Below are 16,245 nucleotides of genomic sequence, written 5' to 3'. Positions count from 1 at the left end.
CTTCAACCAAGGGAAGGAGTTTACGGCATGAGTACATCACGACCCATAACGAAAGTCAAGGTTAAGCTGATCGGCGAAGACGGGAATGCCTATTACATTCTCGGCAAGGTGTCCAAGGCATTGCGGGACGCTGGCTACGATGAGGCGTTCATTGATGATTATATTGCACAGGCCACGAGCGGAGATTATGATACACTTCTTAGGACGACGCTGATATTCGTCGATGTAGAGTAACGCTGAAAGGGGTTTTACGGGCCTAGAATCGATTTTCTTTTGTCAGTTAGGGTAAAGTATAGGGAGGAAACGGCCAATGAAGAAGAAAGCCGCAGGATACGTCAGGGTCAGTTCCGCAGAACAGGTTGGCGGGGAGTCCTTGTCAACTCAACGACAGTCCATTAAGGACTACGTTAAAGCCCAGGGATGGCAACTGACAGAGATATACGCCGATGAAGGAATCTCCGGGGGAACGGTCAAGGATCGCCACGCTCTTCTGCAATGTCTGTATGATGGCCAGAAAGGCAAGTTTGAGGTTCTGGTGATTCATAGGCTGTCCCGGTTCGGTAGAAATGCCCGTGAACTACTGAATAACCACGATGAACTTTCCAAGGCTGGCGTTGATCTTCGCTCCATATCCGAGGGAATCGACTTCGGAAGCAAATACGGCAAGGCAATGCTGGGGATGTTCGCCGTTATGAGTGAGCTGGAACGGGAAATCATCAGGGAACAGATGCTTGAAAACCGGATTGCACGGGCGAAGAAGGGCATCCCCACTTCCGGGCAACTCCCCTTCGGGCGAAAATTCAACAGGGAAACCGGGGAATGGTCGCTTGACGAGGAAAAAGCCCGTCTGGTTCGATGGGCGGCAGACCGGTATTTACAGGGAGAATCACTGCGGGATTTGTCCCACACCCTTCGGACCCAGTACGGTCAACCATTAGGCTATTCCTATTTGACCACAATGTTGACCAACCGATGCGGAGATACATGGACCATCACTTTCAAGGATCAAGACCCGATCACCTACACCATACCCCGAATCCTTGACGATGCTACCATCCAGAAGATCAGGGAACGTCTGGACCATAATAAAATTGAGTCCCGGCAGGATGTCCGGAAGTACGTCTTGACGGGCTTCATCAGGTGCGAAGCCTGTGGAAGATCCTTGTCAGGCCAGACACAGGTGAGCAAGAACGGGAGGGAATTCAAGTATTATACCCATCCATCGGGGAAATACGAAAAACGCAAGGCCTTCAATAGCGTTCCTTTGAAGCCGGTTGAAAACGCTGTCTTTCGGACAATCTTTGAGAACATTGCGGACGTTCCTTCATTTGAACGGGCCATAGCTGATTCTTTACCGGATGAAAATCATATCCGTTTACTGGAAAAAAACATCAAGACCGGAGAAAAGGAGCTGAAGCGGATTCACCGGGAACTTGATAAACTGGTTGATCTGGCCCTTGCCGGAACTCTTGCAAAGGAAACGATCCGGGCCAAGGAGCAGGCCTTACTACAAGCAAAAACCAAGGTCGCTGAAGAATTGGACGGGAACCGGGATCAACTCCGTTCCCTTCCGGACATCGAACAGGTGAAACGAGAAGCCGAAACGATCAGACGGCAGTTGCTTGAGGATTACAGCGGTCCTGAACGACTGGCAGAGATGACCTTCGAGGACAAAAAACGCCTTCTTCACTGGTTATTTGACGGCGTGGACGAAAAAGGGACGCCATACGGAATTTATGTCATGAAGAGGGGTAAAGCTCGAGATTCGGCGATTGATTATTTCCTGTACGGAAAGATCATCGGTCTGCGGACCCTGAAGGGCGACGATATCGACTATCGGGACAACGATGACGACGAGGGAGGGAACCGGGACGGCGAGAATACGCCCAAGGTTAAGGGCAGTTACCGGGGAAGTACGGTATATAAGACTGATAGATTTACAAGACTGGCAACGGACGCTGTATATCGACACACTCGATGTGGGAACCACGGATTTTGATATCCCGGACGAGAAGAAGGAGGCCCTGATCCAATCAGGCGCAACCTGCGCGCAGAGGTATTTCAGCTGGTTCGACGATCCTTCGGAACTGCCGGTGAACCGTTTGTGACCGGCGGGCGCACCGGGAACAGTTCGTTACAGCCGCTGCTGTCGATGGTTTCCTGAAAAATCGGGAAACGCCCGATGTATGACTATGAAGAACCTGATCCTGCTCGCGGGAACGATGGTGATTGCCATGACTGTCCTTTCTTTTCTCGGCGGATGCCGCCTTCAGCGTTCCATGCTCTATTATCCCGAGCGGATGAGCATGGAGGATGTAGAATATTTTTCCTCTATGGAGGGCCTGGAGCCCTGGCCTCCGGGCGGGAAGGACTACCTCGGCCTGACACATGTGAAAGAAGAGGCCTCTTCCCGGGGAACGGTGGTTGTCTTTCACGGAAACGCGGGCGCTGCCGTCCACCGGTCCCGCTACGCGGCCTCTCTGGCCCCTCGGGGGTTTCGGGTTGTCATTGCCGAATACCCCGGCTACGGTGCCCGAGGGGGTGAGAAAAGCGAAGCGAGTTTTGTGGCCGACGCGCGCTCTCTGGTGACCAGGGCGGTCCGTGAGTTCGGAGGTTCCCTGTATCTCTGGGGTGAATCGCTGGGATGCGGTGTCGCCGCGGCCCTTGCTCCGGACCCCGATCTTGCCGTGGCCGGCGTTGTTCTGATCACTCCCTGGGACAAGCTTTACAACTTGGCCAAGGCCCTCTTTCCCCTGCTGCCGGTTCGGCTCTTCATGGGGGACCATTACGACAACGCGGAAAACCTGTCCGGGTACAGGGGGCCCGTGGCGGTACTCATGGCCGGGCATGATGAAATAATACCGGTGAAACTGACACGGAGTCTCTATGACGGTCTGGCGGAGCCGAAACGGCTCTGGATATTCGACGGCGCCGGTCACAACAGCTGGCCCGGCGATCCCGGTCGTGCCTGGTGGGATGAAGTCACGTCATGGCTGGAGGAGAATGCCGGCGCGCCATAGCCGGGAAACCGGCGGACCCGGGCGGTGCCGCCGGGCCCCGTCTCATTGATGACAGTCACTTCGAAAAGGCGTTACAGGGTTTTCACTCCTCGGAAGAGCCCTGTATCAGCCGCATGTCTCCGGAGAACGTGAACAGCGATTCTCATGGTGTTCCACCCGTCTCAGTCGCCCCGTGTCTGAAGCTTGTCTTTTTCGGTAAGCGAGGAGATATCCAGACCCGGCATGGCGTCGCCGAGAGATCGTGATACCTGGACGAGGACTTCAGGGTCTCTGTAGTGGGTTACGGCCTGAACGATGGCGCTTGCCCGCCGTGCAGGTTCCTTCGACTTGAAGATGCCCGATCCCACGAAGACTCCGTCGGAACCGAGCTGCATCATGAGTGCCGCGTCGGCAGGGGAGGCGATGCCGCCGGCGGAGAAATTCAACACGGGCAGCTTCCGGTCCCGGGCGACCATTCTCACCAGCTCGTAGGGCGCCCCCAGGTTTCTTGCCGCCGTCATGAGTTCTTCTTCGGGAAGTCCCGAAAGGCGCGCTATTTCATCGTTAATCGCGCGCATGTGCCGAACGGCCTCGACCACGTTGCCCGTTCCGGCTTCCCCCTTGGTGCGCAGCATGGCCGCTCCTTCACCGAGCCTCCTGAGCGCCTCGCCGAGGTTGACGGCGCCGCAGACGAAGGGAACCTTGAAGTTCCACTTGTTGATGTGATAGTGCTCATCGGCGGGCGTGAGAACCTCGCTCTCGTCGATGAAGGCGATTCCCATTGATTCGAGAATCTGGGCCTCAACGAAGTGGCCGATCCGAACCTTCGCCATGACGGGAATAGAGACGCACTCCATGATCTTTTCTATGATTTCCGGGTCAGTCATGCGGGCAACGCCGCCCTGGGCCCTGATGTCGGCAGGTACTCTCTCGAGGGCCATAACCGAAACAGCCCCGGCATCCTCGGCCATCTTCGCCTGCTCGGGGTTGGTCACATCCATGATGACTCCGCCCTTCAGCATTTCCGCAAGCCCTGTCTTCAAAGGCAGAGTTCCAGACTTTTCCATGTAATCCCCCTCGTGGTGTGTAATGCTTGATCTCGTGTATATAATACCGCCCGCCGATATTTTCAAGAATTTTGTTGACCTCCGGGGAAAGGGGGCTCAGGGTCTGATCTCCGGAGGGCTTCCGGGGCCTGCGAAAACCGGAAAATCCTGTCCACATTGTGACGGAACCAAAGGCCTCCACGAAAACGATGACGGCAACAAAAAACGGAAGAAAAATGCCGTATCCTGAGGACGATCTCCGGATCGAAAAAGGAAAACGCAACAATAATATGTCTGTAGAACATGTGGCCTTGTTTCACGCTGCGCCTTTGTGGTATGTGTATGATCGTGTGAAAAAACGTGCGCGCCGTGCCTGTGCAACGTTTTCGACTTTCTACGAGTTCATCGAGGGTGGAGGCCTGCGCGCGGAGCTTCCGGTATCATGATCCGGGGACCGTCATACCGTGCCTTGCATCGCGCAAACAAGCTTGCGGAACGGGTCGCAGAGGCTGTTGACCTGCTGACCTCCTGTACTGTCTGCCCCCGGATGTGTTCCGTCAATCGCCGGGCCGGGGAACAGGGTTTCTGCCGGACCGGGAGGAGGGCGTCCGTGGCGAGCCGGGGAGCCCACTTCGGCGAGGAGTCGCCACTGGTCGGCCGCCTCGGGTCGGGCACGATCTTTTTCAGTTCCTGCAACCTGCTGTGCTCATTCTGCCAGAATGATGACATCAGTCACGGCGGCGCGGGGGGAGAGGTCGGGCCGGAAACCCTGGCGGATATGATGCTGTCCCTTGCCGGCCAGGGCTGTCACAACATCAATCTCGTCACACCCACGCACGTGGTTCCCCAGATACTCGAGGGACTTCTCCTGGCGGCATCCCGGGGCCTGGAAATCCCTCTCGTCTATAACTGTGGTGGCTACGAGAGCCTGGAAACGCTGAAAATCCTCGACGGTGTCGTCGATGTCTACATGCCGGACTTCAAATTCTGGGACAACGACTGGGCCCGCTATGCCTGTGGTGTTTCCGATTACCGGGAACATGCCTGCCGGGCACTGAAGGAGATGCATCGCCAGGTTGGAGACCTGGTTCTCGCCGAAGACGGAACAGCCCTGCGGGGCCTGCTGGTGCGGCACCTCGTCATGCCGGGCGACGTGGCAGGCACCGAAAAAGTCATGGAGTTCATTGCCCGTGAAATTTCCCGGGAAACCTATGTCAACATCATGGATCAGTACCGGCCCTGCCACGATGCCCTGGGAGACCCCGTGCTGGGGCGGAGAATAACGGGTGCTGAATACGCCCGGGCATCGGCTGCGGCTGAAGCCGCCGGTCTGCGGCGTCTTGACGGCCGTCGGCGCCTGCGGCCTGTATAGACATATCGTGGTACGCCAGGGTGCAATCATTGCATAGCTTGAACTTCGGGAAGAGTGGCGTGTATGGTGATGTCACATGATCGGCATGAAGAAAGGGGATGCCCCGGGCTGCGGCATTACGTGATTCCATGAACAGGGTATTCGACGCGATCGAAGACATTATTTCACCGGTCTACGAAGTGGGTGGATCACTGCGGGACGAGTTGCTGGGAATTGAACCCCTGGACTATGACTTCGCGACGCCCCACCGGCCCGAGTATATCGAGGAACAGGTCAGGAAAGCGGGGAAACGCCCTTTCCTGACGGGAAAACGCTTCGGAACCATCGGCCTGCGCCTTGGAGGTCGCCTGGTGGAGATTACGACCTTTCGAACCGAGCGTTACCGTGAGGGGAGCCGGAGTCCCGATGTGTCCTTCGTGGACGGTATTACCGATGACCTTGCGCGGCGGGATTTCACCATAAACGCGATGGCCCGGAGAGGCGACAGGGTCATCGATCCCTTTGGAGGGAAGGAAGATCTGCAGAAGAGGGTGATCCGCGCCGTGGGGAATGCCGTGACCCGATTCAGGGAGGATCCCCTGCGTATGCTTCGGGCCATACGATTTGCGGCGCAGCTTGGCTTCAGCATAGATCCGAAAACTGTCCGGGCTATAGAACAATCGGCCCATCGCATTCTTCAGATCAGCAAGGAACGGTGGATGACGGAATTGGACCGGCTGCTTGCAGGGCACCGGCTTGAAGAAGGGCTGCGGCTTTTCATGGACACCGGGCTCTGCCGATTCATGATTCCGGAACTTTCACTTCAGAAAGACTACGAGCAGAACAGCCTCTATCATGCCCACAATCTCTGGGATCACACGATCCTTGTAGTTCAATCGTCACAGCCGGATATTAACCTGCGCTGGGCGGCACTCCTTCATGATATTGCGAAGCCCTTTGTCCGCGTTGAAAAGAGGGATCCCGACCGGGGGACCTACAGGTTCCATGATATCCTGGGCCATGATATGGTTGTGCGCCTGGGAACACATCTGCGTTGGTCGAAGGACAGGATCAGTACCGTGAGCGGTCTCGTCAGGGAACACCGGATGCCCGGGAGTCCTTTGAAGTCGGCCGACGATGCCGCAAAAAAATGAAGGAGATCACCTTCCGGGCGTATGCCCCCAGTGCGCCCCGATGCCGTTTTCCGGCGACGATACAATCAGGTGATATTCCCCTTTAAACAACTCTTTTTTGATAACCCTGCTTTCGGTAACGGTCATATTCTTCTTGTCAAGCAGGTCAAAGAAGTCTTTCTTGTACGTCACTTTTCCGAAATCGATGGTGGTCAGGTACTTCAGGCGTGGCTTGACGATTTCAAGGAACAGGGACCGGTCTTCATACATGGTCTGGCAGAAGATGACTTCTCCATTCGGCGTGATCCAGGGTTTGATCCGGTCAAGGACAATCTGCTGGTCGTCAAAGAGCATGAAACTCATACTGAACAGTATGTAGTCGTAGTAATGGTTCCTGGGGGGGCGAAAGGATTCAATCGACGCGTAATGAACCTTGATCAGGTCTTCGAGGCCGCATTTACGGATCATTTTTCTGCAGTGTTTCAGGTATTGACGGTTGATATCGATCCCGGTGATCCTGAGCTGTTTCGATCGTATGAGCGAATGGTATTGTTCAAGCATAATACCGTTGCCGATTCCCACATCGAGAATTTTCGAGGTTTCGGGAAAATACTCAAGACAGTTCCCGTAGGAAACGTCGGTAACATCGTCAATGATAAGTTTGTATAGATAGTTCAGCATGGCTCTCCCTCCGTAGCGATGTCCGCCGGTTCCGCGGTGACCGGCGGGACAAGGCCTTGTACAGTGTCCCTGCCTGAACCTTCCGGCAGACAGGGGGGACAGGGGTCAGACCGATGTCTGCCGATCAGGATAATGATTGAGTATCGTAGCACGAAGTATCCGGCCATTCAAGAAGAACAGGAACGCGCGGGGACGGTGTGCGTCCGGGTTTCCTTTCGGGAGCATGGTTCTTCCTCGCAGGGCTCGACGGGATAGTCCGCGCGGGAGGCGGGAAGAACCGGCTTTATTGCCGGAATTCCGGGAAGGGTCACGGAATGAAAGGATTGCCCACAAGGCCTGACGCAGGGGGTGAGGGTTCTCAATCCGGAAACGTTTTCAGAAAGGATCCATGGAGTGCCGCCGCGTCATAGGAACTTCTCACAAAGGGCCCCGAGGCGACGGCGGCAAATCCTGTGGCGCGGGCCTCCTCTTTCCACTGTTCAAATTCTTCAGGCGGGACAAAGCGGGCCACGGGATGCTTTCCCGGCGCCGGCTGGAGATATTGTCCCAGCGTGATAATCCGCGCGCCCGCCCGGTAGATGTCCTTCAGGGTTTCTTTCAGTTCGGCGGCTGTTTCGCCAAGACCCAGCATGAGTCCCGTCTTGACGGGTATTGACGGGCTGAAGGCGGCGGCCCTCGCCAGCACTCCCAGTGATCGATCATAGTCGGCCCCGGGGCGGACAACGGGGTAAAGGCGGGATACCGTCTCCATGTTGTGGTTTAAAACGGCGGGACCTGATCGCAGAACCCCGAGGAGAGCTTCCCGGTCGCCCTGAAAGTCGGGAACGAGTATTTCTGCCGCGGCTCCCGGAACACGTCGTCTTATGGCCGTCACTGTTTCTGCAAAGCAGGATGCTCCGCCATCGGCCAGGTCGTCCCTGGTCACTGATGTAACCACCACATAGGCAAGATTCATGTCTTCGGCGGCTGCCGCGACCCGCCCGGCTTCGAGCCTGTCGGGCGGGTCCGGCCTTCCCTGTGTGATGGCGCAGAAGCGGCAATTCCGGGTGCAGCGGTTTCCCAGTATCAGGAAGGTGGCCGTGCCCCGGGAAAAACATTCCCGAAGGTTGGGGCAGCGGGCTTCCTCGCACACCGTATGGAGCGCGTTTTCTCGAAGAAATGACCTGGTGGGCTCAAAGCCGGGGCCCGCGGCAAGCCGCTTCTTCAGCCATTTCGGTTTCGGTGAGGGACGGGTCCGGCCGTTCATGGGGGTTCACCGCGAAGCAGTGCCGCGGCGACGCACGCGATGGCCAGAGACAGTGTAAACAGAAAAAAGAGGTGGCTGTAGGCATCGATGCTGAAGGCGCCCGGCCGGAGGCTGTTTGAGGACCGAAGGATGAACCCGGTCAGAGGCTGATAAAGCGCGGCTCCGAGGAAGGATGCCGTATTCACCAGGCCCACGGCGGTTCCCATGAGCCGGTGTGAGAAGAGGCCGCGGGTGATAGTGAAGGAGATGGGCAATGATCCGCCGGAGGTGAAACCGATGACGAACAGAGCAACCATCAGGGCGGGCATGACGAGTCGGTCTTCAAAGGCGTACAGCATGACCCACTGGGAAAATTGCAGGGCTGTCAGGGCCACAAGGACGTTCCTGCGTCTGAGTCCCAACCGTTCGGCGGCGACGCCGATCACAGGACCGCCCAGAGCGAAACCGACAGGGAAGAGCATCAGGAATCTGCCGGCCCTGATCCGGTCCAGGCCGAAAGAGTCCATGAGATAGGGAATGCCCCAGAGGCCCTGGAAGGTGAGGAAGGCCCCGGTTGTAAAAAAAATGGCAATGGACAGCTTGTAAAAGTCAGAGTTGCCCATAATCAGGGAAAGCCGTCTGCCGACGGTGATATTTTCCCGAATGACTTCGGCGGCGGCGTGATGCTGAAGGAGCTCTCCCACGAGTGCCCGGTCCCACCCCTTTTTTCCCGGGTCGTCGCGAAGGATAAGCCAGCACAGAAGAGTCATGGCCGTTGATATGACGGCGATAACTACGAATGTTCCCCTCCAGCCGCTCCACAGCACCAGCAGCGTGAGAGGAAGTGTTGCCGCTATTCCCGCCAGGCCTCCGATGGTCAGCATGAACCCGGTCAGGCCGGCGAATGCCCGGATCCGGTACCATTCTGAAAACAGCTTCAGGCTCGGGATGAAAATACCCCCGGCCCCGGCTCCCACGAGCGCGCGCCCGATGAAGGCCGCTGTCGTGTTGGGCGCCATGCCGAAAATAAGTGAACCCAGTGAAGCAAGGACAAAAAAGGCGGCCATGACACGCCGGGGCCCGATCGTGTCTGAAAGGAACCCCGCGAGGGGTTGTGCCGCTGCGTAGAGATAGAAGTAGCTGGAGGCTATGAAACCCAGGGCCACGGCATCGGCATTGAAGGAGGCCGCAAGGTCACGGGCCACGACTGTCGGGGCGTGGCGGTGAAGGCAGGCTATGAAATAGGTGACGGCTATGACAGCCAGCATCAACCGACGGTACTGTGTGAACCGGAAGGACATCGGGGGTGCTCCTGCTCATCCTGCCAGACAGGGCTTGCGGGCGGCTTGCGTTTCATCCAGCCGCCGTGTCCTGCAGATGTGGGGAGCGTTTTTCAGAAGCTCCGGTGTTTCCCGGGCTTCCCGGGCTATTGCCAGCATGGATTCCACAAATGTATCAAGGGTTTCTTTTGACTCTGTTTCCGTTGGTTCAATCATGATGGCTCCCTTGACGACCAGCGGGAAGTAAACCGTGGGCGGATGGAAGCCGTAATCCATGAGGCGTTTCGCTATGTCAAGGGTTGTCACGCCCAGTGGCTGCTGAAAGGCGTCCGTAAAGACGCATTCGTGCATGCAGGGGCGGTCAAAGGGGAGATGGAAGGTGCCCTTGAGGCGTTCCTTGAGATAATTGGCGCTCAAAACAGCCATCCGGCTCGCCATTTTCAAGTCGGTGCCCATGCTCCTGATATAGCTGCAGGCCTTGATGAGAACGCCGAAGTTACCATAAAAGCCATGTACCTTTCCGATGGAGAGCGGGTAGTCCTCGGAGAGCCGCCGGGTTCCCGATTTCTGGATGATCCGCGGGATCGGCAGAAAGGGCTCGAGCTCTTCCGTGACCAGTACGGGCCCCGCTCCGGGACCTCCGCCGCCGTGGGGGGTTGAGAAGGTCTTGTGCAGGTTCAGGTGCAGGATGTCGATGCCCAGCCCGGCCATGTCGACAATGCCCATGAGGGCATTCATGTTTGCCCCGTCACAGTATACAAGTCCTCCCCGTTCGTGGACGATACGGGCTATCTCCTGTATATTTTCTTCGAAAAGGCCCAGGGTGTTCGGGTTGGTGACCATGATACCCGCCGTTGCGTCATCCATGATGGCTTCAACGGTTTGCACTTCGAGGATACCCCTTTCACCGGAGGCCGCCGGGACGGACGAGAAACCGCACAGGGCGGCGCTTGCCGGGTTCGTCCCGTGGGCCGTGTCGGGAACTATTATTTTTGTGCGGGATTCACCACGGTGTTTAAACAAGGCGTGCATGACGAGCATTCCCGTCAGTTCACCCTGGGCGCCCGCCGCAGGCTGGAGGGACACGGCAGGCATGCCGGTGATTTCGATCAGGTAGTCCTGGAGTTCTCCCATGAGCTGCAGCGCCCCCTGGGACAACTCATCCGGAAGCAACGGGTGAAGCCGGGCGAACCCTTTTCGTGAGGCCTGTTTTTCATTTGTCTTTGGATTATATTTCATGGTGCAGGACCCCAGGGGATACATGCCCGAGTCCACTCCGAAGTTCCATTGGGAGAGGCGGGTATAATGGCGTACCACGTCAAGTTCGGACAGGTCCGGAAAATCGGGACCCCGGCCACGAAGCAGTTCATCGACAGGAGCCGGGTCAACATCGGCGGCAGGTATGACCACACCGGCCCGTCCCTTCCGGCCCTTTTTCCAGAGCAGGGGTTCGTTCAATACCAGGCCTCGGGTGGCGAGACCATCCTTCATGAGCGCACCTCCTCGATCAGCAGGTCCATGTCGCTCCGGGAGGATGTTTCCGTGGCACACAGCAGATAATGCCCCGGGAGTTCGGGATACCACCTTTCAAGGGAAAGACCCGCCAGAATCTTTTTTTCCAGGAGCCGCCGGTGAACCGCGGTCGCGTCACCGGGTATTTTCACTACGAACTCGTTGAATGTCGCGGCAGGGAAGGGAAGCTTCCAGCCCGCCCCCGCAAGTCCCTGTTTCAGGTACTGTGCCTTGTCGTAGTTCATCTTCGCCAGGGCCCTGATGCCCGTGCCGCCGAGGGAGGCAATGTATATCGAACACGCCAGGGCACAGAGACTGCTGTTTGTGCATATGTTCGAGGTGGCCCTTTCGCGGCGGATATGCTGCTCCCGCGTGGCCAGCGTGAGAACGAATCCCTCCCGGCCGGCGCGGTCCCGTGTTTTCCCCACCAGCCGTCCCGGCATGGCCCGCATGTAGTCTGAACGGGCGGCGAATATGCCGAGACCCGGTCCTCCGAAGGACTGGGGAATTCCCAGGCTCTGACCCTCGCCGCAGGCAATGTCGGCGCCGTCCTCTCCGGGCGACCGGTAGAGCGCAAAAGCGAGCGGCTCCGTGAAGGTCGCCACCAGGAGTCCTCCGGAGCCCTGAATCAGTTCCGCCGCGACAGGCAGGTTTTCGACGCAGCCGAAAAAATTGGGGGACTGCAGAGCCAGGGCTGCTGTCGTTTCCCGCCCCGCCAGGGGTGACAGGTCCGTTGTTCCCGAGGGCAGGGGGGGGAGTTCGATGATGTCGCAGCCGGTGGGTTCCAGGTAGGTGCGGGCCGCCTGGCGGTAGAAGGGATGGACAAGTGTCGAGAGGGCGATTCGCTTGCGTTTCGTCACCCTCACCGCCATGAGCAGTCCCTCGGCGAAAGCGGACGCTCCATCGTAGAGCGAAGCGTTGGCGATATCCATTCCCGTAAGCCGTGTCATCAACGTCTGGTATTCGTACATGGCCTGGAGCGTTCCCTGGCTTAATTCGGGCTGATAGGGAGTGTAGGAGGTCGCGAATTCAGACCGTCCCGTGAGATAGGGGACCGTCTCGGGGATGTAATGATCATAGCTCCCGGCTCCAAGGAAGATCTTATATTCCGGCCGGAGGGCGTTTTGTTCCGCGAGATTCTCCATCACGGCGTCAAGCTGCCATTCCGAAAGCGCCTCGGGAAGATTCATCTCGGAAACGCGGCGACAGGGTTCGGGTATTTGCTCAAAGAGTGTGTCAAGGTCTGCATGACCCGTCAGTGCAAGCATTTCATCAATATCTTCGGGAGTGTGGGGCAGATAGGGCATCAATCTTTTCCTTCAAGGTATGTGATGTAGGCTTCTTTTTTCATGAGCAGATCGAGTTCTTCCTCGTTGTCGGGCCGTACCCTGATCAGCCACCCGTCGCCGTAAGGAGACTGGTTGATGCGTTCAGGAGAATCCTCCAAATCCGTATTTACCGAGATAACCTCTCCGCCGACGGGCATGTACAGTTCGGAGACAGCCTTCACGGATTCAACGGTGCCGAACTCTTCTCCCCGGCCGAAAGTGTCTCCCTCCCGGGGAAGTTCGACAAAAACGATATCACCCAACCGGTCCTGGGCGTAGTCGTCAATTCCGATAGTCAGGGTCTCGTTTTCGATCCTTGTCCATTCGTGATCCTCCGCGTACAGCAGGTCCTCGGGGAAAAGCAGTGTACTGATTTCTTTCATGGGTCTCTCCTGATCGTTGCGCCGGTCCGTCAAAGACCGGCGGTGGTTGAACTGTTACATGAGGGGTATCACGCCATCATGGTTCCTATCGGATTCCGTGCCGTCCGATCGGGCCGGAGGTCGTCCATGATCATGACGGGCAGAGATCGTCGATCATCCCTGATCTCAACCATGGAGCCGACCTTCAGGGGCGATGTGGTGCGAACAAAACCGCAGCATAGACCCCGGGGACGGAATCCCCGGGGCCTGTCGGGGCTCGTGATGCTGAAGATCCGTTTGCCCTGGCGGTCAATGGCGACATCAGTCACGCAGGTCAGTACGATGCCGAGATTCCGGTCCTCGGCATCGACAACACTCGTGCCCGGTCCCTGTGCCACCTTCCGCAGGTCGAAGCCGGCGAAGGGGAGGGTAAAATACCCCGTGCCCCTGGTTTCAAGAAGCCTGTCGGCACCGATGAAGGTCTTCGTAAAGTCTCTTTTCTCACTGTCGTAGGGGAGGGCATGCTCCCAGGGGTGGTTGATGAAGGGCCAGTCACCGATGTCCTGATGTGAAAGGGGGAGCAAGGCCCCCGCTCTCAGTGAATCCCGGGACGCCAGGCCGCAGGGCTCACAGCAACGGGGACCTCCGGCATCTTCCAGGAGGTTCCAGGCGTCTTCAAGGGCATCGGGCTGCATGTACAGCTCAAAACCGAATTCTCCCGTATATCCCGTTCGCGACAGAAGAACAGAAGTTCCGTTGACGAGACGGACCTTCTCAGTGGACGCGAACGATGGGTCGAAGTGGCCTTTGAAGCTGAAAAAAGGCATTGCATTGAACAGGACGTTCGAATCTTCCAGTACCGACAGGAGGATTTTACCGGATGCCGGTCCCTGAAGGTCGATTTTCCCGACCTGGTCCGTCAGATCCGTGATATCGACGGCCAGGGAGGCTTCCCCTGCCTGTTTCGACAGGTGATCGGTGATGGCGGAACCCATACCGGCATTAACGACGACCATGAAAATTTCTTCACTGATTCTGTTGACGATGGCGTCATCTATGACATGGCCGGCCGAGTCGAGGAATGCCCCGTAGGCTGATCGACCGGGTACAAGGGGAAGGTGGTCTTTCCCGACGCAGTGGCTGAGATCCTTGGTGATGCATCGCTGAAGGAGATCAAAGGCCGAGGGACCGGATATCATCAGAACAGCCATGTGGCTCGTGTCGAAGAGGCCCGCCCCGGTCAGGACGGAAAGATGCTCTTTTTTCACCCCCGAGGGATACCAGAGGGGCATTTCATAGCCGCCAAAATCAGCCATGTTTGCCCTTCGAGCCACATGGCGGCCATAGAGAGGGGTTTTTTTTGTCATTGTTCCTCCTGTCGTGTGGCGTCCGCATTTTGTATATTGTTCGATAAAGCCTGTCAATGGGTTTCCCCGTAATTAATTCGCAGTGGTCCCGGACAGGATGAAAAATCAAGTATATGATCAACGGAAAGGGTACGGGACCGACCTAATTGTACAGTATAATTTTTTCTTGACATGTATAATTATACTGTATAATATTTCTGTACAGTATAAATTGCGTGGTCCTGTGACTGGTCGTTCCAGGGCTCTGGTCGGGAACGGACATACCGGGGGAGGGATTCCCATGACATCACAAAGAAAGAGTACGCCGGACGTCACCAGTAAAGAATTGCTTGAAAAAACAGGCATATCTCGGGCAACCTTGAATAATTATATCAAGATGGGAATGCTGCCGAAACCGGTTGTAAAAATTCCCGGTTCCGGTACGACGAGAGCGAAGCGCATAGGTTATTTCCCCGAATGGGTGGTGAGTCGGGTCCACAGGATACAGCGAATGAAACGGGAGGGTATGTCTATGGGGCTCATTGTCGGTGAAATGACGGAAGGCCGGGAAGACAACGGGCGGAATGAAGTCCGGGACACCGGTCCGGAGCGTCCTGACGGGCAACCGGTCCCGGGGCGGCAGGGTCTGACGGCTGATGAGAGGGATAGGCGAGCGGAGCCGGATGATTCCCTCAGCAGTACAAAACCGCCCGAACGGCCCCGAAGGCATCCGTTGCCTGAAAGAAAAACAGGCCTCAATCTCGACCTTGATTCGATCAGGGCGCCCGCCTATCTTTTAAATTACAACTTCGAGATAGAGTGGATAAACGAATCGGCCGAGGAACAGCTCTTTCACAGTGATGTGAGGTCCATCAGGATCGCGGATGACAGGAATATCTTCAGGCTGTTCTTCCGATGGGAGTTTCAAAAAAACATGAAGAACTGGGAGGAGATGGTCAGAATTCATCTTGCCCTCGTCAAGGAACGCCACGGGGTGGAGTATCTCTCGAAGATCTATGAGGGCATATCTCAGGGCGAGGCAGGCTTTCTTGAAAAGTGCTTCGAGAAGATCACCGTCAGCCCTGCGGGCGTTGTGCGCCGGACGTCGGTCAGGGTGCGTTGCTCCGATGGGAGCGAGAAGTTGTATTCCGTATATGTCACTTTTTTCAGGGAGGGAATATTTTTTATTTTTGAGTACGAGGATGCCATTCTCGAGGGAATATCCGACCTCCTGAAGGACAGGGCCGCCGTTATCAAGGATCTCATATCCCTCAAAATGCCCACCATGATCCCCTTTTGTGTCCTCGTGGCGGATCTTCAGGACTCCTGCCGCATTTGCACGGAACTGCCACCGGAGGAATACTTCGAGATCGTCAATGACATGTGGAAAGCACTTGAAGAAACATACAGAAAATACTACGGGATATATGGAAAACACGTTGGGGACGGAATGGTTTACTACTTTCTCAAAAAAGGTGACTCCAGGTATCTCGTCAACGCCCTCTCCTGTGCCCTGGAGATCAAGGAACGGATGGTGGAATTTTCACAGAAATGGAAGGTCAGAAAACAATGGTTCAACACGCTCTATCTCAATATCGGCCTGAACGAGGGGGAAGAATACTTCAGCACCGTCCGCGGTTCCACGGGCCTTGAATTCACAGCCCTGGGCGATACCATCAACTGTGCGGCCCGCCTTTCAGGTCTGGCCCGCTACGGCTCAATTTTTGCGACCAAAAACCTCGTAAACAAGATGGCTGAAAAAGACTGGAAACAGTTTCGTATGGGAATTTGCAAGACAGGTCACGAAGGACCGGTGTTTATCGAGAACGTATATTCCCGGGTGATCGATCTTCTGGACGAGGACCATCGTGAACAGGGCAAGCTCCTGGACATAGGCACGCTGCCTGTTACGGAAGTGACCGCCCGGATCGGTTGCGGGGGATGATGAGGCAGTTTTTACGGGGACGTCGATTTTACCTGTG

General features: G+C 56.6%; 15 protein-coding genes. 7 read left to right on the top strand and 8 right to left on the bottom strand.

What is annotated here, in order from left to right; all coding sequences use genetic code 11:
• Positions 1–27: 27 nt before the first annotated feature.
• The 3 genes from M0Q23_01545 (at position 28) to M0Q23_01535 (ending at position 3,020) form a co-directional block, all read left to right on the top strand.
• A complete protein-coding gene (locus tag M0Q23_01545) occupies positions 28–234 on the top strand; it encodes a hypothetical protein (protein ID MCK9527332.1) in 207 nt (68 codons plus the stop codon).
• Positions 235–310: 76 nt separating this feature from the next.
• Positions 311–1,999: a recombinase family protein gene (locus M0Q23_01540; GenBank protein MCK9527331.1), complete on the top strand. Its 1,689-nt coding sequence runs from the start codon at positions 311–313 to the stop codon at positions 1,997–1,999.
• Positions 2,000–2,186: 187 nt separating this feature from the next.
• Complete coding sequence (locus tag M0Q23_01535) at positions 2,187–3,020, top strand: lysophospholipase (GenBank protein ID MCK9527330.1); 834 nt, start codon at positions 2,187–2,189, stop codon at positions 3,018–3,020.
• 161 nt (positions 3,021–3,181) lie between these two features.
• Here the strand turns inward: M0Q23_01535 and pdxS are convergent, their stop codons facing one another.
• A complete protein-coding gene (gene pdxS, locus M0Q23_01530; GenBank protein ID MCK9527329.1) occupies positions 3,182–4,066 on the bottom strand; it encodes a pyridoxal 5'-phosphate synthase lyase subunit PdxS in 885 nt (294 codons plus the stop codon).
• A 188-nt stretch (positions 4,067–4,254) separates the two neighbouring features.
• On the opposite strand from pdxS, the gene M0Q23_01525 reads away from it, so the two are divergent.
• The 3 genes from M0Q23_01525 to M0Q23_01515 all read left to right on the top strand — a co-directional run bounded on the left by M0Q23_01525 (position 4,255) and on the right by M0Q23_01515 (position 6,550).
• Positions 4,255–4,491, top strand: a complete 237-nt coding sequence (locus tag M0Q23_01525) for a hypothetical protein (protein MCK9527328.1) — start codon at positions 4,255–4,257, stop codon at positions 4,489–4,491.
• A gap of 164 nt (positions 4,492–4,655) precedes the next feature.
• The gene (locus M0Q23_01520) at positions 4,656–5,417 is read left to right on the top strand and encodes a radical SAM protein (GenBank protein MCK9527327.1); all 762 of its coding nucleotides are present in this window, start codon (positions 4,656–4,658) and stop codon (positions 5,415–5,417) included.
• Between the two features lie 98 nt (positions 5,418–5,515).
• Complete coding sequence (locus M0Q23_01515; protein MCK9527326.1) at positions 5,516–6,550, top strand: CCA tRNA nucleotidyltransferase; 1,035 nt, start codon at positions 5,516–5,518, stop codon at positions 6,548–6,550.
• Positions 6,551–6,556: 6 nt separating this feature from the next.
• On the opposite strand, the gene M0Q23_01510 is transcribed toward M0Q23_01515, so the two are convergent.
• From M0Q23_01510 to M0Q23_01480, 7 genes are all read right to left on the bottom strand, one after another.
• Positions 6,557–7,210, bottom strand: a complete 654-nt coding sequence (locus tag M0Q23_01510; GenBank protein ID MCK9527325.1) for a class I SAM-dependent methyltransferase — start codon at positions 7,208–7,210, stop codon at positions 6,557–6,559.
• A gap of 358 nt (positions 7,211–7,568) precedes the next feature.
• Positions 7,569–8,456, bottom strand: coding sequence for a lipoyl synthase (gene lipA, locus M0Q23_01505; protein MCK9527324.1), 888 nt, complete (start codon positions 8,454–8,456; stop codon positions 7,569–7,571).
• Positions 8,453–9,736 (bottom strand): MFS transporter, encoded by a 1,284-nt coding sequence (locus tag M0Q23_01500; protein ID MCK9527323.1) that lies wholly within the window; start codon positions 9,734–9,736, stop codon positions 8,453–8,455. Before M0Q23_01500 ends, lipA begins: the two co-directional genes overlap by 4 nt.
• 15 nt (positions 9,737–9,751) lie before the next feature.
• Positions 9,752–11,206 (bottom strand): aminomethyl-transferring glycine dehydrogenase subunit GcvPB, encoded by a 1,455-nt coding sequence (gene gcvPB / locus M0Q23_01495; GenBank protein MCK9527322.1) that lies wholly within the window; start codon positions 11,204–11,206, stop codon positions 9,752–9,754.
• A complete protein-coding gene (gene gcvPA, locus M0Q23_01490; protein ID MCK9527321.1) occupies positions 11,203–12,534 on the bottom strand; it encodes an aminomethyl-transferring glycine dehydrogenase subunit GcvPA in 1,332 nt (443 codons plus the stop codon). The genes gcvPB and gcvPA overlap by 4 nt, the downstream gene beginning before the upstream one ends.
• Positions 12,534–12,938 carry a glycine cleavage system protein GcvH gene (gene gcvH, locus M0Q23_01485; GenBank protein ID MCK9527320.1) on the bottom strand — a complete coding sequence of 135 codons (405 nt, stop codon included), beginning with the start codon at positions 12,936–12,938 and terminating at the stop codon, positions 12,534–12,536. Before gcvH ends, gcvPA begins: the two co-directional genes overlap by 1 nt.
• Before the next feature lie 68 nt (positions 12,939–13,006).
• On the bottom strand, positions 13,007–14,284 hold the full coding sequence (locus M0Q23_01480) for an aminomethyltransferase family protein (protein MCK9527319.1): 1,278 nt from the start codon (positions 14,282–14,284) through the stop codon (positions 13,007–13,009).
• Positions 14,285–14,564: 280 nt separating this feature from the next.
• Between M0Q23_01480 and M0Q23_01475 the strand changes: the two genes are divergently transcribed.
• Entirely contained in the window at positions 14,565–16,208 is a 1,644-nt protein-coding gene (locus M0Q23_01475) for a hypothetical protein (protein ID MCK9527318.1), read from the top strand.
• Positions 16,209–16,245: the final 37 nt, after the last annotated feature.

The sequence above is a fragment of the Syntrophales bacterium genome, assembly GCA_023228425.1.
Classification (GTDB): domain Bacteria; phylum Desulfobacterota; class Syntrophia; order Syntrophales; family UBA2210; genus MLS-D.
Note: the sequence above shows the minus strand (reverse complement) of the source record. Positions and strands in the feature narration are given on the sequence as shown.

What these genes read in the sequence shown, in the direction of transcription:
- M0Q23_01525 (MCK9527328.1), top strand. Translation starts at nt 4,255, where the DNA reads ATGACGGCAACAAAAAACGGAAGAAAAATGCCGTATCCTGAGGACGAT.
- M0Q23_01545 (MCK9527332.1), top strand. Translation starts at nt 28, where the DNA reads ATGAGTACATCACGACCCATAACGAAAGTCAAGGTTAAGCTGATCGGC.
- gcvPB (MCK9527322.1), bottom strand. Translation starts at nt 11,206, where the DNA reads ATGAAGGATGGTCTCGCCACCCGAGGCCTGGTATTGAACGAACCCCTG.
- M0Q23_01475 (MCK9527318.1), top strand. Translation starts at nt 14,565, where the DNA reads ATGACATCACAAAGAAAGAGTACGCCGGACGTCACCAGTAAAGAATTG.
- pdxS (MCK9527329.1), bottom strand. Translation starts at nt 4,066, where the DNA reads ATGGAAAAGTCTGGAACTCTGCCTTTGAAGACAGGGCTTGCGGAAATG.
- M0Q23_01535 (MCK9527330.1), top strand. Translation starts at nt 2,187, where the DNA reads ATGACTATGAAGAACCTGATCCTGCTCGCGGGAACGATGGTGATTGCC.
- M0Q23_01500 (MCK9527323.1), bottom strand. Translation starts at nt 9,736, where the DNA reads ATGTCCTTCCGGTTCACACAGTACCGTCGGTTGATGCTGGCTGTCATA.
- lipA (MCK9527324.1), bottom strand. Translation starts at nt 8,456, where the DNA reads ATGAACGGCCGGACCCGTCCCTCACCGAAACCGAAATGGCTGAAGAAG.
- M0Q23_01540 (MCK9527331.1), top strand. Translation starts at nt 311, where the DNA reads ATGAAGAAGAAAGCCGCAGGATACGTCAGGGTCAGTTCCGCAGAACAG.
- gcvPA (MCK9527321.1), bottom strand. Translation starts at nt 12,534, where the DNA reads ATGCCCTATCTGCCCCACACTCCCGAAGATATTGATGAAATGCTTGCA.
- M0Q23_01510 (MCK9527325.1), bottom strand. Translation starts at nt 7,210, where the DNA reads ATGCTGAACTATCTATACAAACTTATCATTGACGATGTTACCGACGTT.
- gcvH (MCK9527320.1), bottom strand. Translation starts at nt 12,938, where the DNA reads ATGAAAGAAATCAGTACACTGCTTTTCCCCGAGGACCTGCTGTACGCG.
- M0Q23_01515 (MCK9527326.1), top strand. Translation starts at nt 5,516, where the DNA reads ATGCCCCGGGCTGCGGCATTACGTGATTCCATGAACAGGGTATTCGAC.
- M0Q23_01480 (MCK9527319.1), bottom strand. Translation starts at nt 14,284, where the DNA reads ATGACAAAAAAAACCCCTCTCTATGGCCGCCATGTGGCTCGAAGGGCA.